General features: G+C 65.9%; 17 protein-coding genes. 8 read left to right on the forward strand and 9 right to left on the reverse strand.

Features of this window, described 5'->3' with window-relative positions; all coding sequences use genetic code 11:
* Nucleotides 1–139 precede the first annotated feature (139 nt).
* Nucleotides 140–964 carry an alpha/beta hydrolase gene (locus RZV17_RS10880; RefSeq protein ID WP_355609315.1) on the forward strand — a complete coding sequence of 275 codons (825 nt, stop codon included), beginning with the start codon at nt 140–142 and terminating at the stop codon, nt 962–964.
* A 170-nt stretch (nt 965–1,134) separates the two neighbouring features.
* Here RZV17_RS10880 and RZV17_RS10885 read toward each other — a convergent pair whose 3' ends face one another.
* From RZV17_RS10885 to RZV17_RS10915, 7 genes are all read right to left on the reverse strand, one after another.
* Nucleotides 1,135–1,293 carry a XapX domain-containing protein gene (locus tag RZV17_RS10885; protein ID WP_039409705.1) on the reverse strand — a complete coding sequence of 53 codons (159 nt, stop codon included), beginning with the start codon at nt 1,291–1,293 and terminating at the stop codon, nt 1,135–1,137.
* Nucleotides 1,290–1,520, reverse strand: a complete 231-nt coding sequence (locus RZV17_RS10890) for a DUF1427 family protein (protein ID WP_039409767.1) — start codon at nt 1,518–1,520, stop codon at nt 1,290–1,292. Before RZV17_RS10890 ends, RZV17_RS10885 begins: the two co-directional genes overlap by 4 nt.
* A 5-nt stretch (nt 1,521–1,525) precedes the next feature.
* Nucleotides 1,526–3,154 (reverse strand): MFS transporter, encoded by a 1,629-nt coding sequence (locus tag RZV17_RS10895; RefSeq protein WP_355603302.1) that lies wholly within the window; start codon nt 3,152–3,154, stop codon nt 1,526–1,528.
* A gap of 85 nt (nt 3,155–3,239) precedes the next feature.
* Nucleotides 3,240–5,081, reverse strand: a complete 1,842-nt coding sequence (locus RZV17_RS10900; RefSeq protein WP_355603305.1) for an amidohydrolase — start codon at nt 5,079–5,081, stop codon at nt 3,240–3,242.
* 113 nt (nt 5,082–5,194) lie between these two features.
* Nucleotides 5,195–5,581 carry a DoxX family protein gene (locus tag RZV17_RS10905; protein ID WP_179456062.1) on the reverse strand — a complete coding sequence of 129 codons (387 nt, stop codon included), beginning with the start codon at nt 5,579–5,581 and terminating at the stop codon, nt 5,195–5,197.
* Between the two features lie 47 nt (nt 5,582–5,628).
* Nucleotides 5,629–6,285 (reverse strand): hydrolase, encoded by a 657-nt coding sequence (locus tag RZV17_RS10910; protein ID WP_047694923.1) that lies wholly within the window; start codon nt 6,283–6,285, stop codon nt 5,629–5,631.
* Nucleotides 6,282–6,755 (reverse strand): helix-turn-helix transcriptional regulator, encoded by a 474-nt coding sequence (locus RZV17_RS10915; protein WP_355504657.1) that lies wholly within the window; start codon nt 6,753–6,755, stop codon nt 6,282–6,284. The genes RZV17_RS10910 and RZV17_RS10915 overlap by 4 nt, the downstream gene beginning before the upstream one ends.
* A 472-nt stretch (nt 6,756–7,227) precedes the next feature.
* Here RZV17_RS10915 and RZV17_RS10920 point away from each other — a divergent pair, with 472 nt between their 5' ends.
* The 6 genes from RZV17_RS10920 to RZV17_RS10945 all read left to right on the forward strand — a co-directional run bounded on the left by RZV17_RS10920 (nt 7,228) and on the right by RZV17_RS10945 (nt 15,333).
* On the forward strand, nt 7,228–10,320 hold the full coding sequence (locus RZV17_RS10920) for a triple tyrosine motif-containing protein (protein WP_355603309.1): 3,093 nt from the start codon (nt 7,228–7,230) through the stop codon (nt 10,318–10,320).
* Nucleotides 10,313–10,954, forward strand: a complete 642-nt coding sequence (locus RZV17_RS10925; protein WP_166744384.1) for a response regulator transcription factor — start codon at nt 10,313–10,315, stop codon at nt 10,952–10,954. Before RZV17_RS10920 ends, RZV17_RS10925 begins: the two co-directional genes overlap by 8 nt.
* Before the next feature lie 391 nt (nt 10,955–11,345).
* Entirely contained in the window at nt 11,346–12,473 is a 1,128-nt protein-coding gene (locus RZV17_RS10930) for a Cache 3/Cache 2 fusion domain-containing protein (RefSeq protein ID WP_047694931.1), read from the forward strand.
* A gap of 43 nt (nt 12,474–12,516) precedes the next feature.
* Nucleotides 12,517–13,158 (forward strand): hypothetical protein, encoded by a 642-nt coding sequence (locus tag RZV17_RS10935; RefSeq protein ID WP_166744386.1) that lies wholly within the window; start codon nt 12,517–12,519, stop codon nt 13,156–13,158.
* A gap of 364 nt (nt 13,159–13,522) precedes the next feature.
* Complete coding sequence (locus RZV17_RS10940; protein ID WP_355603314.1) at nt 13,523–14,200, forward strand: TetR/AcrR family transcriptional regulator; 678 nt, start codon at nt 13,523–13,525, stop codon at nt 14,198–14,200.
* 209 nt (nt 14,201–14,409) lie between these two features.
* Nucleotides 14,410–15,333 carry an NADP-dependent oxidoreductase gene (locus RZV17_RS10945; RefSeq protein ID WP_179455920.1) on the forward strand — a complete coding sequence of 308 codons (924 nt, stop codon included), beginning with the start codon at nt 14,410–14,412 and terminating at the stop codon, nt 15,331–15,333.
* A gap of 366 nt (nt 15,334–15,699) precedes the next feature.
* Here the strand turns inward: RZV17_RS10945 and RZV17_RS10950 are convergent, their stop codons facing one another.
* Entirely contained in the window at nt 15,700–16,458 is a 759-nt protein-coding gene (locus RZV17_RS10950; protein ID WP_166751074.1) for an SDR family NAD(P)-dependent oxidoreductase, read from the reverse strand.
* Nucleotides 16,459–16,613: 155 nt separating this feature from the next.
* Between RZV17_RS10950 and RZV17_RS10955 the strand changes: the two genes are divergently transcribed.
* Nucleotides 16,614–17,525, forward strand: a complete 912-nt coding sequence (locus tag RZV17_RS10955) for an AraC family transcriptional regulator (protein WP_184374982.1) — start codon at nt 16,614–16,616, stop codon at nt 17,523–17,525.
* Nucleotides 17,526–17,905: 380 nt separating this feature from the next.
* Here the strand turns inward: RZV17_RS10955 and RZV17_RS10960 are convergent, their stop codons facing one another.
* Complete coding sequence (locus RZV17_RS10960; RefSeq protein ID WP_355603320.1) at nt 17,906–19,675, reverse strand: hypothetical protein; 1,770 nt, start codon at nt 19,673–19,675, stop codon at nt 17,906–17,908.
* Nucleotides 19,676–19,680 lie beyond the last annotated feature (5 nt).

The raw sequence follows: 19,680 nt of genomic DNA on the forward strand, positions 1-19,680 counted from the left end.
TGCCGGACGCCGCAGCTTTCTCATCTCCGGCACGGCTGCCGTGGCAGCGTTGTCGCTGCCCACGTTTGCCACGGCCGCGACGCCCACTCACCACGCGTCTGCCACCCCACCCCACTCGTCCACTCACGGAGTCAACCCGATGTCCAATTTCGTCAAACGCCCCGACGGGGCCGCCATTTTTTACAAGGACTGGGGCAAGGGCCAGCCGGTCGTGTTTGCACACGGTTGGCCACTCAGCGGCGATGCCTGGGACGCGCAGATGCTGTTCATGGGGCAGCACGGCTACCGCGTCATCGCGCATGACCGCCGCAGCCATGGCCGTTCCAGCCAGACCTGGGACGGCAACAACATGGACACCTACGCCGACGACCTGGCCGCCGTAATCGAAGCGCTGGACCTGAAGGATGCCATCCTGGTCGGCCATTCCACCGGCGGTGGCGAAGTGGCGCACTATGTGGGCCGTCATGGCAGCAAGCGCGTGGCCAAGGTGGTGCTGGTCGGCGCGGTGCCGCCGCAGATGGTCAAGAGCCCGACCAATCCCGGCGGCCTGCCGATGAGCGTGTTCGACGGCATCCGCGACGGCGTGGCCAAGGACCGCTCGCAGTTCTACCAGGACCTGGCCACGCCGTTCTTCGGCGCCAACCGCGACGGCAACAAGGTCACCCAGGGCATGCGCGACTCGTTCTGGCTGCAGGGGATGCTGGGCGGCCACAAGGGTCAGTACGACTGCATCAGGGAATTCTCCGAGGTCGACTACACCGCCGACCTGAAGAAGATCGATGTGCCGGCACTGGTGGTGCATGGCGACGACGACCAGATCGTCCCGATCGATGCATCGGCCAAGCTGTCGGCCAAGATCATCAAGAATGCCGAGCTGAAGATCTATGCCGGCGCGCCGCATGGCCTGACCCTCACCCACGCCGATCAGTTCAACAAGGATCTGCTGGCGTTCGCCAAGGCCTGATCGCTGCTGTCACGCGCACGACAAGGGCCGGCTCGTGAGAGCCGGCCTTTTCTGCGTTGACGATGCCGATGCTGGATCCGGGAAGGGCTGAATCAACGGTGCGAGCAGTCTTCAGTTGGATGTGTGCGGCACTGCTGTTTGCATCAACAGTATCCAGGTGCAGCGCTGCCTTATTGCAGCAACCAGTCGGCCAGCAGGAACCCGCCGCTCATTGCCACTACTAGCAGCGCACCGGTCAGGCGTGGCGGTGCCGGCAACGGCAGATCGAGCAGACGACAGCCAACGCCAATCGCCAGTGCAAGCAGCACCCCGAGTAATGCCAGGCTCATGCGTCGCCCTGCCCTGCACTGCGGCCGCTGGGTCCGCCGCAATGCGTCAGATGACGTGCGGCACGCCGGGCCAGGAACCGGTCGGCCACTGCATAGCCGCATGTCATCGCCAGCACCAGCAGCGCGCCGACAAAGGCCGTTGGTGCAGGCGATGGAATACCGGCGGCACGGCAACCGACGCCGATGGCCACGCCCAGCACGACACCGCCGATGAACTTCCAGTTCACGGCCATCAGATATCCGAATGCGCATGCGGCGGCACTGCAGCACCGCCGCCGCCAACGAAGTGGCGCACCACCGGCGCGCGTTCGCCCTGATGCAGGGCACGGATCTGTTCCTGCAGCTGGCGGTCATCGCCGGTGACGCGCTCGTGCTGTCGCAGGTGTTCCAGCCACGAGGCGACGATGAAGTACTCGAGTTGCACTCCGGGCGTCGCCGCATCCTCGGCAATACCCCAGACCACCGCGCCATCGCGGCGTCGCGCGTTGCCCAGCTGCGTCATCAGCTGCAGGAACGTGAGGCGCGCATCGGCGGCGATGCGGTATTCCACCGTTACCAGCACCGGGCCGCGATCGTGTTCCACCGCGTCCGATTGCGCCGGTGCGGGCCAGTGCCCGCCGGGTGCGAGGTCCAGCTGTTCGGTGCCGGCAATGCGCGCCCGCTTGACCAGCAGCGCGGCGATGACCGCACCGGCGGCGGCGATCTGCAGGGCAACCGCGATCGAGGTGCGCTGCGCCAGCGCGCCCCATAGCAGCGAGCCGGCCGCCATGCCTGCCGAGAACACCACGATGTACAACGACAGTGCGCGCGCGCGCACCCAGGCAGGCACTGCGGTCTGCGCGGCGATCTGCAACGACGACAACACGGTGATCCAGGCCAGACCGTTGACCACCATCACCACGCACAACACGCCGATCTGACGCGACAGCGACAGCCCCAGCAACGAGGCTGCGCACACCACGGTGGCGACCAACACCAGCAGGTCGCGGTCGTAGCGCGCGCGCAGGCGCGGCAGCAGCAGCGCACCGCTGATCGCGCCAATGCCGATGCAGCCCAGCAGGATGCCGTAACTGCCGGCGCCCAGCTGCATGTCGCGGCGGACCACCAGCGGCAGCAAGGCCGTCAATGCGCTGGCAAACAGGAAGAACCCCGCGGCCTTGATCAGCACCGCCTGCAGGCGCCCTGCGCGTGCGGCGTAGCGCAGGCCCGCACGCAGGCCCGCGCCAAAACTCTCCGGCGGCAACGCCGAAGCATCCGCCTCGCGGCGCCAGCGCCACAGCACCAGTAACATCAGGCCGAAGGTCACCCCGTTGAGCAGAAACGCCCACGGCGGCCCGAACTGCGCCACGATCAGCCCACCGATCGCCGGGCCGATCGAACGCGCGATGTTCATGCCGATCGAATTGAGCGCCACCGCCGAGGCCAGCATCGGGCGCGGCACCAGTTCCGACACGATCGCCGCTTGCGCCGGCATGGCCATCGCCGCCCCCATGCCCATCGCAAAGGTCAGTGCCACCAGCACCCAGGGAGTCAGCAGCTGCAGATGCGCGAGCACCGCCAGCGCACCGGCCACCAGCAGCATCCAGCCCTGGGTGAGCATCAGATAACGGCGGCGGTCGACGATGTCGGCCAGGGTGCCGGCAGCCAGGGCAAACAGCACCACCGGCAAGGTGGTGGCCGATTGCACCGCGGCCACCATCAGCGGTGAGCCGGTCTGCTCGGCCATGACCCAGGAGGCGGCGACATCGTTGATCCAGGTGCCGATGTTGCTGCCCAGAATCGCCAGCCACAGCGCGCGGAAGATCGGCGCACGCAGCGGCGCCCAGGCACCGCCATCGGCAGGTGCGGCAGAAGAAGTCATTGCAGCAAGGCTCCAGGTGACGAAGCAGGACGAATGGCGCAGCGCGGCCACACGCAGCTGCCTGCGCGTGGCCGCGCGGCCGGTGTCAGAACGCGAAGCATGAGCAACCCAATGCGCCCCAGAAACCGCGCAGGTCGTCGCTCGGCGCTGCATGCTGGGCCGCATGTTGGTATGGCCCGTGCGCCTGGCAGCCGTGGCCATGCACGTGCGCGGCGCCGGCCAATGCACTGGCTCCGCCGCCCACGTGGTAGCCACCAAACCGGTTGACTGGTGACCAGTCCGGCATCGCAGGCGGCAAGCGCGGTGCCAGCGCCGCGAAGTCGCCATCGCCATGCACCACCTGCCCGCCCAAGACGGTGAGCACACTGGTGATGTCGGCAATGGCGGCGTCGTCGACACGAAAATAATCGTCCGACAACACGATGAAGTCCGCCAGCTGCCCGGCCACCAGGGTGCCCTTGGTGGACTCGTCGCCGGAGAACCAGGCACTGCCCTGGGTCCACAGGCGCAGCGCCTGCTCGCGATCGAGCAAGTTTTCCTCGCCGTACAGCGCAAGCCCGCCGACGGTGCGCCCGGTCACCAGCCACGACAGCGCCACCCACGGGTTGTAGCTGGCCACCCGCGTGGCATCGGTGCCGGCGCCCACCGGGACACCGGCAGCCAGCATGCGCCGCACCGGTGGCGTGTGCCGCGCCGCCTGCACGCCATAGCGCTCCACAAACGCCTCGCCCTGGTAGGCCATGCGGTGTTGCACGGCGATGCCGCCATTCAGCGCGCGGATGCGGTCGATGTTGCGCGGCGTGATGGTCTCGGCGTGATCGATGAACCAGTGCAGGCCATCGAACGGGATGTCGGCATCGACCTTCTCGTACACATCGAGAATGCGCTCGATGCTTTCGTCGTAGGTGGCGTGGATCCGGAACGGCCAGCGTTTCTCGACCAGCAGCCGCACCACCTGCTCCAGCTCGGGCTCCAGCTCCGGCGGCAGCTCCGGCCGTGGCTCGCTGAACAATTCGAAGTCCGCCGCAGAGAACACCAGCATTTCGCCGGCACCGTTGTGACGCAGCAGGTCATCGCCCTGGCGCACCGGTAGCAGCTCGGTCCAGCCACGGAAGTCCTGCACCTCCTTGTCCTTGTTCTGGGTGAACAGGTTGTAGGCGATGCGCACGCTCAGCTGGCCAGCCGCATGCAGTTGTTCGATGACCTGGTAGTCCTCCGGATAATTCTGGAAGCCGCCGCCGGCATCGATCACCGAGGTGATGCCCAGGCGATTGAGTTCGCGCATGAAATGGCGGGTGGAATTGGCCTGGTATTCCACCGGCAGGCGCGGGCCCTTGGCGAGGCTTGCGTACAGGATCAGTGCATTGGGCTTGGCCAGCAGCAGACCGGTGGGATTGCCGAGCTTGTCGCGTTCGATGCGCCCGCCGGGCGGGTCCTGCGTGTTCTTGTCGTAACCGCAGGCACGCAAGGCCGCACGATTGAGCAAGGCGCGATCGTACAGATGCAGCAGAAACACCGGTGTATCCGGCGCAATCGCATTGATCTCCTCCAGCGTGGGCAGGCGCTTTTCGACGAACTGATGCGAGGTGAAACCGCCGACCACGCGCACCCACTGCGGCGCCGGAGTGCGATCGACCTGCGCCTTGAGCATGGCCATTGCATCGGCCAGCGAACGCACGCCATCCCAACGCAACTCCAGGTTGTAGTTGAGCCCGCCGCGGATCAGATGGGTATGGCTGTCGTTGAGGCCGGGCAGCAGGCGCCGTCCCTGTGCATCGATGATGCGGGCACCTTCAGCCATGGCCATGATCTGCGCATCGTCGCCAACCGCGACGATGCGCCCAGCGCTGACGGCAAGTGCGGTGGCACTGGGCCGACGCGGATCGAGCGTGGTGATGCGCGCATTGCGAACGACGAGATCGGCCATGGCAGGCGTCCTTGAAGCGGAGGAAGCGCCGGGCAGCACGCCCAGCGCAAGACCGGCCGCGGCGCCTTGCATCAGCAGGCGCCGCCCGGCATCGTGATCGCCCGGCACGCGGCTCATGCCGCACCCTGCCGGCGCAGCCCATCCAGCGACCACGGACCAGCGCCGGCGGCGACCAGCGCCAGCAACACCAGCAGCCACATCGACGGATATTCCATGCCGCCATGCATCCAGAACCAGCCTTTCGGCATCGCCACCAGCACGGTGGTGGCGATGAACAGCGCCGCCAACGCGGCACTCGCACGGGTCCAGAACCCGAACAGCACCGCCAGCCCGGACAGTGTCTGCACCAACGCCAGCACCAACGGCAACGGGGTGGTGGACGGAAGCCCGAACTGCTGCAACTCTGCTGCAAAACCGCCCAGCCCGGGTCCACCAAACCACCCGAGCAATTTGCCCAGCCCGTGCGGCAGCAGGAAGCCGCCGCCGGCAATGCGCAGCATCAACAATGCCGCGGCAGCACCGGCCTCACTGCGTGGCCTAGGTGCGTTCAATGCCCGCCTTCCTGGGCGCCGAACATGCTCTTGGCGTACTGGATGCCGATGCCGTAGCCGCCGGCGTGTGCGCGTGCGATGCCGGTGGTGAGCTCGTAGGTGTCGCCACGCGCCCAATCGCGCTGCAATTCCAGCAGGTACTGCACGCTGGTGATCGGCGCGGCGCCGGCCTGCACCATGCGGGTGACGGCGCGTTCGTGCGCTTCGTCGCTGACATCGCCGCAGGCGTCGGTGATGACGTAGACCTCGAAGCCCTGCTCGATGGCCGACAGGGCCGGGCCGACGATGCACACGCTGGTCCAAAGCCCGGCAATCACCAGGCGCTGCTTGCCGATGGCATTGACGCGGTCGATCACCCCCTGGTCTTCCCAGGCATTCATGCTGGTGCGATCGAACACCGGCTCACCCGGAAAGATGTCCGGCAACTCCGGAAACAGCGGGCCGGAGAACGACTTTTCCGCCACGGTGGTCAGGATCACCGGCACCTTGAAGCCCTTGGCGCCCTTGGCAATCAGCGACACGTTGTTGCGCAGTGCCGAGATGTCGATGGTGTGGGTGGCAAAGGCCATCTGCGACTGATGGTCGATCAGGATCAAGGTGTGATCGCCGGGCGACAGCAGGGCGTTACCGGGGACGGCGGTGGCAGTGGTCATGCGTGTTGCTCCTGGGAGGTGGAAAAGGAATGACCGGTGTGCCGATGCGCACGCGGTGCGGGTATTGCCAGACAGCGATCGACCGCAACCTGCGCGGCAAAGCGCGCCGGCGTGCAGCCGGTGGCGTTGCGGAAGCTGCGCACGAAATGGCTTTGATCGAAGAAGCACAGATCGGTGGCGATCTGGCTGATGGTGTGGCGGCCTTCGCGCAACATGGCCTGCGCACATTCGAGCCGACGACGGCGCAGGTATTCCATCGGGCTGGCGCCGATGGCGTCGCGAAACACCCGTGCGAAATGGAAACGGCTCATGCAGGCAGCGCCGGCCAGGTGCGCCACGCCGATCGGCTCGTATAGGTGCGTCTCGATGTAATGCAGCGCTCTTGCCACCGCACGTGTGCGTGGTGCATGCGGCGACAGCGTGGCAGCGGCATGCAGATCGGGGCGACCTGTGGCAATCAGACGTGCCATGCGGCGTCTCCGGCGGGGAATGCCGCCATGGTGCGGCGAGCCCCGGCATCGCCCCACCCCTGATGGTGAGGCCGATCGCTCACTCTTTCGGGGGAGCGGCATGCCCTTGCAACGCAGCGGCATGTTGGTCATCACAGCACCGCGCGGTGCGCGCTGGCAGCCACGCGCCGCTACGCAGCCATTGCCCAAGTTGCGGTGTGAGGCTCCCCTGCAGACAGTGGCGCAGGTGAGCACGGGCGGCAGAGCGAACGCCACTGCAAGAGCCGCACGATGCAAGGCCAAAGATCCTCTGCAGACCAGCGTTGGCACGCACCAGACTGCGAGCGCGCCAGCGCGCAGTGCGTGATGCATGCGTGCTGCGTGCAGGCAGGCGTGACTGCGCGTCATTCCATGCGTACCCGATTTGGCGCCGGACGTCCCTCCCCCGAAAGAGGTGGTGGTGCTTCCCCCGATCTCGCCCGACAATGCCGCGATGCCGCATGCCCCCGTCATCCGATCACGCCTGCTGTTTCGCCTGTGCGCAGTGGTGCTCGTCGTCGTGTGCAGTGGCTTGCCGTGGTGCGCGCTCGCCGCACGTGGCGACATCGTCGCGACCCGCGCCGGGCTGTTGCAGTTCCACCACACCGCCTGGAGCACCGAGCGCGGTGCGCCGGCCGACATCTGGGACATCCAGCAGGCCGACGCCGGCCCGTTGTGGCTGGCCACCGGCTTCGGCCTTTTCCAGTTCGATGGAGAGCGCTTCACGCGCCAGGCGCCACCGGATGGCGAGGCCTATGCATCGCACAACATGACGGCGCTGTCGCTGGCGCCGGACGACACCGCGTGGATCGGCTATTTCAACGCCGGCATCGACCGCCTTGCAGACGGTCACCTCACCCACTTCGCCCCGGGCAAGGACGTGCCCGACGGCATGGTGTTCCGGATCGAGCACGATGGCAGCGGGCGCATGTGGGCCGCCATCGATGGCGGTCTGTGCTGGTTCGATGGCCAACGCTGGCAGCGCGCCGGCGCCGATTGGGGATACACGGCCGCGCGCGCCCACTGGCTGCTGCGCGACGTGCGCGGCGTGCTCTGGGTCAGCGACGGCACCCAGATTCTGTCGTTGCGCCCCGGTGCGCGACGCTTCGAACCCAGCGGCCAGCCGGTGGGCCTGTACGTCACCATGGCCGAGAGCCCGGACGGCGTGATCTGGGTCGCCGACCCTTACCGCGGCGTCTTCGCGTTGACCGATTCCAAGGGCCAGGTCGTGCCGGCGAGTGCGCGCGCCCAGCCGCAATTTCCCGGCGTCTTCGCACGGCGCATTCGTTTCATGCGCGATGGCGCGCTGTGGGGCAGCGACTATGCCGCGCACGGCGTGTTCCGCATCGCCCTGCCTGCAGCACCGGCACCGGTGCTGGAACGCTTCGGACCGGTGCAAGGGCTGACCTCGGCGACCGCCGGGCCCCTGCTCGAAGATCGCGAAGGCAACCTGTGGGCCGGCACCAATCTGGGCCTGAATCGCTTTCGACACCGCGCATTGCTGCCGCTGGCCGCGTTGCTGCCGGGCCAGCCGATGGCGGTGGCCACCTTTGCGACCGCCCCGGGCGCCTCGCCCGGCCCGCTGCTGGCCAGCCTGCGCGACGACCGCGTGCTCGCGTTGAGCCGCGAGCGCATCGTGCGCCTGCAGCACGGCGCGCCTGCCGCCAGCACCCTGGCAGTGCCCGCAAGCGCCAGCGGCTGGGTGCTCGGCGAACACGCCCTGCTGCGTCTGCAGGCCGGCCATGCGCAGGCGGTGGCGTTGCCGCTCGGCGCGACACCCGGCGCCATTCGCGCCTTCATGGTGGACAGCCACGACCAGCCATGGGTCTGCCCGGATGCCGGTGGCCCCCACGTCTTCGATGGCAAGGCGTGGGTGCCCGTTGCCACGCTGCAGGACACGCCCTGCTCGGTGCTGACCACGACCCGGGACGGCGGCCTGTGGGTGGGCACCGTCAAGGGCGAAGTGCGCGTGCTGCAGGGGCAACAACTCAAACGCTACGCCGCAGCCGATGGCCTGTCGGTGGGGCCGATCACCGCCATCTGGCACGGGCCCACGCTCACCCTGGTCGCCGGCGAGACCGGGCTGGCCCTGCTCGGCGCCGATGGCCGCTTCCATCAGGTAGCCGACCAGAGCGCGCCGCTGCTGCAGGGCATCACCGGCATCGTGCAGGACCGGCACGGCATGCTGTGGTTGAACGGCAACCGTGGCGTGGTGCAGGTAGCGCAACGGGCATTGCTGAGCAGCGTGCGCGCTGGCGTGGTCGGCCCGATGCGGCTGTACGACATCATGGATGGGTTGCCCGGCATCGCCCAGCAGGCCACGCCGGTGCCTACCGCCATCGCCGCCGATGACGGCCTGCTGTGGTTCACCACCAACCAGGGCCTGGCCTGGCTCGACCCGGACCAGACCTACCGCAATCCCACCGCGCCGGATGTCTTCATCACCGAGATCGTCGCCAACGACCGGCCCTACCCGCGCGACGACGGCCTGCGCCTGCCCAAGTGGACCGACCGCCTGCGCATCGGCTATGACGCGGTCAGCCTCACCCGCCCCGAGCGGGTGCGCTTCCGCTACCGGCTGGAGGGCGTGGACGCACGCTGGCAGGACGCCGGCAATCGCAACGAGGCGTTCTATACGAATCTGGCGCCAGGCCGTTACCGCTTCCGCATCGCCGCCGCCAACAACGATGGCGTCTGGAACGCGCGCGGCGACACGCTCGATTTCGTCATCGAGGCGGCCTTCGTGCAGACCTGGCAGTTCAAGGTCTGCGCCGCACTGGCACTGCTGCTGACCCTTGCCCTGCTGTGGCGCATGCGCACCCGCCAGGTGGCCGGACGCCTGCGGGCTCGACTGGAAGAGCGGTACCGCGAACGCGAGCGTATCGCCCGCGAGCTGCACGACACCTTGTTGCAGGGCACGCAAGGATTGATCCTGCGGCTGCATGCCGCCAGCCGCTCGCTGCCCTGGAACGACCCCCGCCGGCTGGAACTGGAACAAGCGGTGGATCTGGCCGAGAACGCCCTGATCGAGGGCCGCGACCGCGTCAACGGCCTGCGCGACAGCTACTCGCTGCGCGAGGACCTGGCCGCCGCGCTGCAGCGCTCGCGCAACGCCAGCATGCCCCCGCCCGCGGCCGAGTTGCAGGTCTTGGTGGACGGCCGAGCGGTGGCGCTGCGTCCGCTGGTGGCCGACGAACTGTTCCAGCTGGGCCGCGAGGCACTGGCCAACGCCGACCGGCATGCCGCGGCCACGCGCATCGCGCTGGAACTGCGTTATGGTTCACGTGACTTCACGCTGCGCATCCGCGACGATGGCTGCGGCCTGGACCCGGACGTGCTGCATGGTCAGGCGCGCACCGGGCACTGGGGGCTGACCGGCATGCAGGAACGCGCGCAGCGCATCGGCGCCAAGATGCAATTGTGGTCGCGTCCGGGCAGCGGCACCGAGATCCAGATCGTGCTACCCGCCCGTACCGCTTACGCACGGCCGCCGCGCTGGTGGTGGCCCTTTGGACACGCACGCTCCATGGAGAGCTTCAATGGCTGAGACGGTCAAACCAACCAACGTGCTGGTGGTGGACGATCATCCGTTGCTGCGCGATGGCCTGAGCGCCATGCTTGCCGCCGAACGCGACATGCGCGTGGTGGGCGAGGCCGAAGATGGCGAGCAGGCGGTGGCCTGCTACACCCGCCTGCGCCCGGACGTGGTGTTGATGGACCTGCAGATGCCGCACGTGGATGGCGTGGAAGCCATCCAGCGCATCCGCCGCGTCGACCCGTCCGCCAAGGTCATCGTGCTGACCACCTACACCGGCGATGTGCGTGCGGTGCGCGCCCTGCAGGCCGGCGCCTGCGGCTACCTGCTCAAGAGCGCGTTGCGGCGCGAACTGGTCGACACCATCCGCGACGTGCGCCGTGGCCAGCGCCGGCATGTGCCGGCGTCGGTGGCCGAAAACATCGCCGCCCACGTGCTCGACGACGCACTGTCCGCCCGCGAGACCGAGGTGCTCAACCTGGTCGCCACCGGCTGCTCCAACAAGCAGATCGGCAATGCGCTGACCATCGCCGAAGAGACGGTCAAGGCGCACATGAAGAACATCCTCGCCAAGCTGGGCGTGCGTGATCGCACCCATGCGGTCACCGTCGCGCTGCGCCGCGGAATCCTGTCGCTGGAAACCTGAGCGACACCGGTGCCCGGCCCGCATCGATCGAACAGCGGGGATCGAACTTCACCCACGACGTTTTGCCTGCAGCCATGCCGATCTGCAGCGCGGCAGCGTGACTGGCGAAAGTACGGACCTGGACTGGTCCGGCAAGCGCGCGCCCCGGGCTGCAGTCGCCCAGTCCACTCCGCCAACTTTGCAACACGGTCGAGCATTCTTGAACGCAAGGCGCACGCCATGATCGGTGCACCCTGTCAAATGGATCGGCTTGAGCTATCGTATGCACCGCCAGCGGCATGGGGGCCGCTTCAGCATCATGGGTGACAGCCGATAACGGCTACGTCCGACCGCCGCACGACGCCGCGGCGGCCATCGTTTCAATCATTTAAACGCGTTCAGGGGAATTGCGATGCTTCGTCACTCTTTGCGGGTGCGCCTGCTGTTGCCGGTGCTGGCCTTGGTGCTGGTCGTGGTGGTGGCACTGACGGTCATTCTGGCCATTACCGAAGCGAACCGGGTCAAGTTCGAAGCCGGCGACTCGATCGAGCGCCAGTCGGTGTCCTTGCAGACCTTGTTCGCGGTCACCCGCTCGATGATGCTCGACCGTGTCAATTCCTCCATGCGCCAGCTGCGCAAGGAAGCCAATGCGCAGGGCGCACCGAGCGTGGGCAACGAGATCCGCGTCGCCGATCGCAATGCCAATGACCTGTTGCTGGGCCAGCGCCCGCAGGCCAACGTCTTCACCATGCTGGACGACGTCACCGCCATCCACGAAGGCACCGCCACGCTGTTCTCGCGCACCGGCGACGACTTCGTGCGTATCTCCACCAACGTCAAGAAGGACGACGGCAGCCGCGCCATCGGCACCGTGCTCGACCCCAATGGCCAGGCCGCCGCCAAGCTGCGCAATGGCGAAAGCTTCTACGGCGTGGTCGACATCCTCGGCAACCCGTACGTCACCGGCTACGAGCCGATCTTCGCCGGCAGCGACAAGCGCGTCATCGGCGCCTGGTACGTCGGCTACAAGGCCGATACGCAGGCCCTGGAAAACGTGGTCAGCAGCCGCCGCGTGCTCGACTCCGGCTTCATCGCCGTATTCGACAGCAAGAACAAGCTGCGCTTCCAGTCCACCACCGGCGCCACCACCGACACCGCCACCATCGAGCGCATCGTCAAGGACAGCCCGGACGACTGGGTCGTGACCAAGCAGGAAGTGCCCGATTGGGGCTTCACCCTGGTGTCGGCGTATCCCAAGAGCGACGTCAATGGCGTGATCGTGCGTCAGTCGCTGTGGATTGCCGGCATCGGCCTGCTGGTGTGCGCGCTGTTGCTCGGCCTGCAATGGGCGCTGATCTGGAGCCGCGTGTTGCGCCCCATCCAGCATCTGACCACCGTGGCCGAAGAACTGAGCCTGGGCAAGTGGAACCACACCATCGACGAGGTCAACCTCAAGGATGAAATTGGTACCCTGGCGCGCGCCATTTCCCGCCTGTCCAACAGTGTCCGGCTGGCCATGGAGCGCCTCAGCAAACGCTGAGCCGCTTCACCTGACCCGTACCAAATGATGCAAGGAAGACGCCATGTCCACTGAATTCCGTCCGCTGATCGATGTCCTGCGCGAGCTCAGGGCGTTGGCATTGAAGAAGGCGTCCGGCTTTCTGTTTGTCGTCACCGAAGAAAATCATTCCTGCATCGTTCGCATCAATGCCGGGCAGATCGAAGAAGTGGTCTTCCGCATGCTGCGCAATGACGAGGCCGTGCAACGCCTCACCATGGTCGGTGCGGCGAAGGCCCGCTTTCAGGTCGACCCCGGCGCCGGCATGGGCAAGCCGTCGCTGCTGAGCGAAGACTCCCGCCAGTGGTTGATGGGCGGGTTCGAGCAGGACCTGGGCGGTGCGCCGGCACCAGCCCGTGCACCGGTCGCGCCCGCAGCGGCGCCGGTTGCACCGGCACCGATCGCAGCGCAGGCCCCTGCACCGTCGGCCCTTGCACCTTCGACCACCGGCGGCGCGGGTGCACCGGACGACCAGGTTCGCGATGCGCTGGAAAAGGTCGCATTGAATTATCTCGGCCCGATTGCCGGCATGCTCTGCGACGAAGCCTGGGAAGCCTCCAGCGATATCGAACAGGTCCTCAGCCAGCTCGGCGCCAACCTGGCTACGCCGCAGGAAGCACAAAAGTTCATGGCCGATGCCCGCGTGGCACTGGCCAAGGTGCGCTGAGGCAAGCGCCGTCGCGTCCGGCAATCTGGGTCCGGGCATCGCTCACGGTGGCTGCGCCAGCAGCGACAAAGCCCGCGATTGCAGCAGGGACGCATCACTCACCGATGCAGCCAGATCGGTCTCCACAGCCCAGAATATAGACGAGCGCCCAGCGCTCGTTTTTTTTCGCGTCCGTCAGCCTGCGGGCGGACATCGGCACGCGCTGCCGCGTTGCAGCCGCACCGCCCGACCAGCTGCTCGGCGCGTTGCTCGCCGCTGTCAACGCCCCATGCACAGCAGTGCGACGCGCCACGGAAAACACCAACATCACTTGCGTTCGCAAAATGGTAAGGTACAGTACCTCACCAAATGCACAATCAGGCTCATGGCAATCCCGCACTCCGACGCCCGCATCCACCGCACGACCAAGGGTGCGCAGCGCATCCACGACCTCATCGTGGTGGCGTCCGAGCGCTTTCTGGAGCTGGGCTTCGACGCTGTTTCGGTGGACGACCTCATCGCCACGGTTGGTGGCTCGCGACGCAATGTCTATGCGCATTTCGGCGGCAAGGAAGGGCTGTTCAAGGCGGCGATGCTGCACGTGGCCGCAGAGATGGCCAAGCCGCTCGATGCACTGGTCATCGAAGGGCGCAATCCTGCAGACGTATTGCCCGCACTCGGCCATAGCCTCGTGCGCACCGCGCTGTCGCCGCACACACTGGCCGTGCATCGCATCCTGACCAACGAGGGCAAACGCTTTCCGGATATCGCCCAGGCGATGTTGAATGCCAGCTACCTCAAGATTCAGGACAAGGTGGCCAAGTGGATCGCCACCCAGCAAGGCGATGCCCCCGGCCAGTTCACCGATCGCCTGTCCGCTCATGTGCTGGCGGAGCAGTTCATGAGCATGACCGCCAGCCACGTCAAGTTGCTGGCAATCGTCGGCCTGATCAGCCCGCCACTGCACACGTCGGAAATCGACAGCATCGTCGGCAACGCGGTCTGTACCTTGCTGCAGGGCGCAACGGTCGGCCAGCGCACCGTCAAGGCACAGAGCGGATAACCCGCAACACCTCGCACCCACCACGCGGCGATGCGGTAACGACCCACTGCCGTGCATTGCATCTCGCGTTTTCGCCTGGTCGGTCGATCTGGCGTGCCTGACCGTGCCTGCCGCTCATCTCACCGGGCGTTGCCGACGCAACACCTGTCCCACCGCCACGATAGCTGCCGCACGCAGCGTCGCCTCGTTCAACTCCATCGGAGCACCTCATGAAAGCTGTCCGTCTCCATCGATTCAATGACCGTCCCGCCACGGAAGACATCGCCGTGCCCGACATCGCGTCGGATCAGGTGCTGCTGCGCGTATACGCCGCTGCACTCAACCCGCTCGACGCGCTGGTGGTTTCCGGCGCTGCCCGGCACTTTTTCGATATTTCCCTGCCCATCACCCTGGGCACCGACTTCGTCGGCGTGATCGAACGCGTCGGTGCTGCAGTGACGCAGTGGCAACCGGGCGACCGTGTGCTGGTCTGGACCGATGCCGGCAGCAGCGGCGCGGTTGCCGAATTCGCCGCCGTCGCGGCCACCGCCTGCGTCGCGCTGCCGCCCGGCCTGTCGGCGGCCGAAGGCGCTGCGATTCCCACCGCCGGCATCACCGCATGGCATGCGCTGTTCTCCACCGCGCGCCTCAAGGCAGGCGAAACCGTGTTGATCCATGCCGCTGCCGGCGGCGTAGGCAGCTTTGCGGTGCAGTTCGCGCGCAAGGCCGGCGCCCGCGTCATCGCAACAGCCTCCGGTGATGGCCTGGACCTGGTCCGTCACCTGGGCGCCGATGAAGTCATCGACTACACCGCAGAGGACTTCACCGCCATCGCGTCCAACGTGGACGTCGTGCTGGACCTGGTCGGCGGCGACACCCAGACACAGTCGTATGCGGTGCTGCGTGCGGGTGGACGCCTGGTCTCCACGGCCATGCCGCCGGACGAGGCAACCGCCAATGCACACGGCGTGCTGGCCAGCATGTTCTATGCAAAACCCTACGCAGACCGTCTGGATCAGCTGGTGGCATCCATCGTCGCGCAAGGTGTGCGCGTGGTCATCGACAGCACTGCGTCCATCGACGCCTTCGACCAGGCCTGGGCGCGCCTGACCTCGCGCAAGGCACGCGGCAAGATCGTTGTCTCGCTCGTCTGACGCGCCCTGACTACCGGATCACCATATGACCAACGCACCCTCTCTTGGCGGCAGCTTCGCTGCGTTGCGATAGCGAACCGCATTGCCGGGTGATGGCTCACTGCGCTCCCGTGAAACCACTGCATGTCTGAGCGACATGCGCGACCGCAGCGCGCATGCCGGTACGTCACGCAATCGCATCGAAGTGACGGTGGCAAGGTCATGCAGAAGGGAGGGCAAGCCGCTGCCGTTCTGCATCACTTGTTTGTCCAAGACACGCGGCCACGTGCAGCACCGTGGCCGCGACGGCGGCTTACCAATCTGCGCCCTGCTGGCGTGGGCATGCAGTCCCACCGATAGACTGGCAGGGACGGGTGGCATTTCCGCTCAGAGCAGTTGGCCGCCGGAAATGTCGAAGGTGGTGCCGTTGGCCCAGTGCATGTCATTGGACAGGATTGCCGCCACTGCGCCGCCGATATCGTCCGGCAAGCCCACACGTCCCAGCGCGATGCCCTGCGCCACATAGGCGTTCACATCCTGGTTGTCGCGCACCGCGCCACCGCCAAAATCGGTCGCGATGGCGCCGGGCGCAATGGCGTTGACGCGGATCTGCCGCGCACCAAGCTCCACCGCCATGTAACGGGTCAGCACTTCGATGGCTGCCTTCACCGCTGCATAGATGCCGTAGCCCGGCAGGGTGAAGCGCACGAATCCGGACGAGACATTCAGGATGCGGCCACCGTCTTCCAGCAACGGCAGCAGCGCCTGGGTCAGAAAGATCGGGCCACGCAGATGGGTTTCCACCAGCGACGCAAACTGCGCCTGGGTGGCGTCCACGAAGTTCGAGAACAGACCATTGCCGGCGTTGTTGACCACGAAATCGAAGCGCTCACGGCCGAACTCGGCCTTCAGCGTCTCGGCCACTGCAGTGGTGAAGGTCGGATAGCTGGAAATGTCGGTGATATCGAGCGGCAGCATCGCCGCCTTGCCGCCGAGCGCCTGGATTTCGTGCGTCAGCGTGTCCGCTTCGGCGCCGCCGCTGCGATAGGTACCGATGATGTGGACACCGCGCCTGGCGAGGTGCAGCGCCATGTTGCGTCCAAGGCCGCGGCTGGCGCCGGTGATGAGTGCGATCTGAGGGGTCATGCGTGGTCTCTGCTGGATGGGTGCGCCTGTCGGCGCTTTTCGACCCGCCCACGATAGGCAACGAGCGCCGACCAACCCACGCCTGATGCGCTCAATTCATTGCCCGATTGTCTCAGGCATCTTGTACGGCGGTCGGCCCCCGGCATAATCGCTGCATGCAGCACGCCCTGGTACCCCACCTTCAGATCGCCCTGCGCCATGCCCCGCCGGGCCTGACCTCCACCCCTATTCCGCGGGTGGATCTGTGCGTGGGGCAAGGCTCCACGGACCAGGCGCCATGCCTGTATCGCTCGATGATCTGTTTCATCCTGCAGGGCTCCAAGCGCGTCGCGCTCAACGACGCCTTGCTGAGCTACGACAGCGAACATTATCTGATCAGTGCCCTGGACCTGCCGTTGATCGGCCAGATTCTGGATGCCCCGGACGGGCAGCCCTACGTTGCGGTGTCGCTGGTGCTGGATCCGGCCGTGCTGGCGGAGCTGGCCGCAACCATGCCGCCGGTACGCGAGAGCGAACAAAAGGGCATGGGCATCGCCATCAATCCCATGACGCCCACCCTCCGCGACACCTTGCTGCGGCTGTTGTCCCTGCTGGACACACCCGCCGACATCCCGGTGCTGGCTCCGATGCTCGAGCGCGAATTGCTCTATCGTCTCCTGCAAGGCCCGCAAGGCCGCCTGCTACGGCAGATCGCCCAGCCCGAAGGCGCACTCGGCAGTATCCGGCGCGCGGTGGCCTGGATCAGGGACAATTTCGATGCACGGCTGCGCATCGATGCACTGTGCGCGGCAAGCGGCATGAGCCGGGCGAGTCTGCATCGCCACTTTCTGTCGCTGACCGGCCTGAGCCCGATCCAGTATCAGAAACACCTCCGACTGCAGGAAGCGCGCCAGCTTCTGCTCGCTGGCGAGCATCGCGCGTCCGATGTCGCCTTCGCCGTCGGCTATGAGAGCGCCTCGCAATTCAGCCGCGAATATCTCCGCCAGTTCGGCGCGCCTCCCGCACGCGATGTCCGCGCGGTGCGTCAGGCGATCGGCTCCTCCACCCGGCCCGACTCCGCACCGTGAGTGCCTGCCGCGCGACGTGGCCTGATTGCAGGCAGATCGTTACGCATCAATCCCTGCCCGGAACGCTGTGCTGAAAGCCGAAAGCCCGCATAAAGCGGGCTTTCAGTGTGCTGGGGCTAGCGAACGCTGGTCAGGGCCAGACTGCCCCTCACTCCCACTCAATCATCAACAGGTCGCCCAAGCCCGCATGGCTAAAGGGATTGGCTGTGATTGACATGGATCTTTACCGTCGCTTATACCGTCAGAAACGCACATCTTTTGCCGGCGCGGGAGATGGAGCGATTCGCGGGACAGCGACTCTTGCGACACCATCATCAATCAGGTCATAGGATACAGAAAACGCGGCATTCTTGCCCGTTCAATGCCAGCTGATTGATCGCCTACGGCCGTCTCAACAGCGTCTCGATTGCTGTGGCCACTGCCTCTAGGGCACTGATGACGCCATCCATGACGAAATCGAGCGCGCGGCCATAGCCCTCGTTGACGTTCGCCGTGTCAAAGCCAAGGCGCTGCAGGGTCGCGAGGCACTGCTCCACGGTTTCGTGAGCGTCGGCAATACGAAGGTCGTTGTTCAGGAACAGGGACGCCATCGCTTCACTGCGGATGCGCCAACCTTCTGGCTCTACCCCTGAAGCAAAGGCATCACTTGCCTCCTCATGAGCATTCAACCTTTCGATGACGTTCAGAAGGGCCTGCAGCAGCTTGAGGCTTCCAAGATCCCTGACAGCAGCTCTCGGACATCCGGCAGCCTCCAACAACGACTTGAGGTAGCCATTGGGAACGCGTTGCCACACCTCGTGCAAGCCTTTGCAGCGAGCCAAGAACATCTGTTGCGACATGTCTAATGGTGCGACCTGGGCTAACCGACTGAGCGCCGGATAGGCTGACCAACCATTAGCCGCTACCTCTGCACGATCAAAGCCCGTCAGCTCCACCGCCGACTTGTTCAGCCCCACGGTTGCGCCGAGTGCGGAAAGGCCGTCACCCAATCGTAGAAGCACATCGAGCTGCCGCTGCACCTTCGCAACCACATGCTCTTCATTCCGGTCCACATGCGCCAAGTCGGCCGGATCGACCACGAATGAGCGGGCGTGAACTATCTCGCGATCCGGCTTCGGCTTGTACAACTCGCGCATCGGCACTTGGATCAGATTTCTTCCGACCCGCCGGCATTCGGTGAAACTCCACTGCCCTCTATATGACGGACTGCAGTACCACTGTCCTCCAATATGCGTCGGAGTCGTGTCGTAGAAAGTGCTCTGTTCGTACTTCTGGAGAAACCTATCGTCGAGGTAGACCGGATCATGTCCCGCCAGTGCATTCGCACGCGAGTGGGTCATGGCCTGAGCGTCACCAGGCCACAGAACGCCCTCAGCAGTCTGCTCTGGACAGAGCTCCGGCACCACCGCCTCGACCGAAGCCCAGAGCTGGAGCAGGAGCCCACCCTTGTGCTCGCGGATGTCCAGTTCATACCAAGCCACCCCTTCCGCAGGCTTGCGCCCCACATGGGACTCTCCCCCCATGATCGCGCGGACTTCCGGGACATCTGGTAGCTGGACTGAGTAATAGAAGATTCGCACACCCCGGGCGCCACGCAGCCAAAGATAGCGACGGAGGTACTCATTCGACATTCGCCAACTGACGGCTCTCTTCAAGTTCCAGTGGAAGTCACTGGAAACCTCGCCCTCGGCCACACCAAACTCTGGAAGCCCCAAGTCATCGTAGACCAGACGTTGCTGATCATTGCCGACGCAGCGGGGTGTCAGTCCAAGAGTCATCCAGACCTTCTCGGCTAGATTGAAGGTGTAGAACGAGCCATCACCCCACGCCGCGACGACGTAGTCATGGCCCGATATCGACGGAGAAAAATCGGCCGAGCAGCCACGCTCGTCGCCGGCAGGAACGGAGTACTCGACCACACCACCGCCTGCCTCAGATAGAACTTCGATAGGGCCATCATCCAGCCCGGGAACCACGGCCATCAGCAAATGCAGGTGCTCGGCTCGCTCTCCATGCGGATCGGACTCCTGCATGGAGGCTACCTCCACGAATTGGCTTGGCGACAGGCCGACAGGCTCCAGCAAGCCGCGCAGCCTTGGTGGTATGACCTGAACCGGGATAGGAAACTCTGCTAGATAGTCAAACGGCATGATTC

Origin of the sequence: Xanthomonas cannabis, assembly GCF_040616535.1 — a bacterium.
Taxonomy (GTDB): Bacteria; Pseudomonadota; Gammaproteobacteria; order Xanthomonadales; family Xanthomonadaceae; genus Xanthomonas; species Xanthomonas cannabis.

Coding starts and splice junctions, on each gene's coding strand:
- RZV17_RS10910 (WP_047694923.1), bottom strand. CDS start 6,285: ATGACCACTGCCACCGCCGTCCCCGGTAACGCCCTGCTGTCGCCCGGC.
- RZV17_RS10895 (WP_355603302.1), bottom strand. CDS start 3,154: ATGACTTCTTCTGCCGCACCTGCCGATGGCGGTGCCTGGGCGCCGCTG.
- RZV17_RS10925 (WP_166744384.1), top strand. CDS start 10,313: ATGGCTGAGACGGTCAAACCAACCAACGTGCTGGTGGTGGACGATCAT.
- RZV17_RS10920 (WP_355603309.1), top strand. CDS start 7,228: ATGCCGCATGCCCCCGTCATCCGATCACGCCTGCTGTTTCGCCTGTGC.
- RZV17_RS10940 (WP_355603314.1), top strand. CDS start 13,523: ATGGCAATCCCGCACTCCGACGCCCGCATCCACCGCACGACCAAGGGT.
- RZV17_RS10935 (WP_166744386.1), top strand. CDS start 12,517: ATGTCCACTGAATTCCGTCCGCTGATCGATGTCCTGCGCGAGCTCAGG.
- RZV17_RS10930 (WP_047694931.1), top strand. CDS start 11,346: ATGCTTCGTCACTCTTTGCGGGTGCGCCTGCTGTTGCCGGTGCTGGCC.
- RZV17_RS10955 (WP_184374982.1), top strand. CDS start 16,614: ATGCAGCACGCCCTGGTACCCCACCTTCAGATCGCCCTGCGCCATGCC.
- RZV17_RS10960 (WP_355603320.1), bottom strand. CDS start 19,675: ATGCCGTTTGACTATCTAGCAGAGTTTCCTATCCCGGTTCAGGTCATA.
- RZV17_RS10950 (WP_166751074.1), bottom strand. CDS start 16,458: ATGACCCCTCAGATCGCACTCATCACCGGCGCCAGCCGCGGCCTTGGA.
- RZV17_RS10880 (WP_355609315.1), top strand. CDS start 140: ATGTCCAATTTCGTCAAACGCCCCGACGGGGCCGCCATTTTTTACAAG.
- RZV17_RS10885 (WP_039409705.1), bottom strand. CDS start 1,293: ATGAGCCTGGCATTACTCGGGGTGCTGCTTGCACTGGCGATTGGCGTT.
- RZV17_RS10905 (WP_179456062.1), bottom strand. CDS start 5,581: ATGCTGCGCATTGCCGGCGGCGGCTTCCTGCTGCCGCACGGGCTGGGC.
- RZV17_RS10915 (WP_355504657.1), bottom strand. CDS start 6,755: ATGGCACGTCTGATTGCCACAGGTCGCCCCGATCTGCATGCCGCTGCC.
- RZV17_RS10900 (WP_355603305.1), bottom strand. CDS start 5,081: ATGGCCGATCTCGTCGTTCGCAATGCGCGCATCACCACGCTCGATCCG.
- RZV17_RS10945 (WP_179455920.1), top strand. CDS start 14,410: ATGAAAGCTGTCCGTCTCCATCGATTCAATGACCGTCCCGCCACGGAA.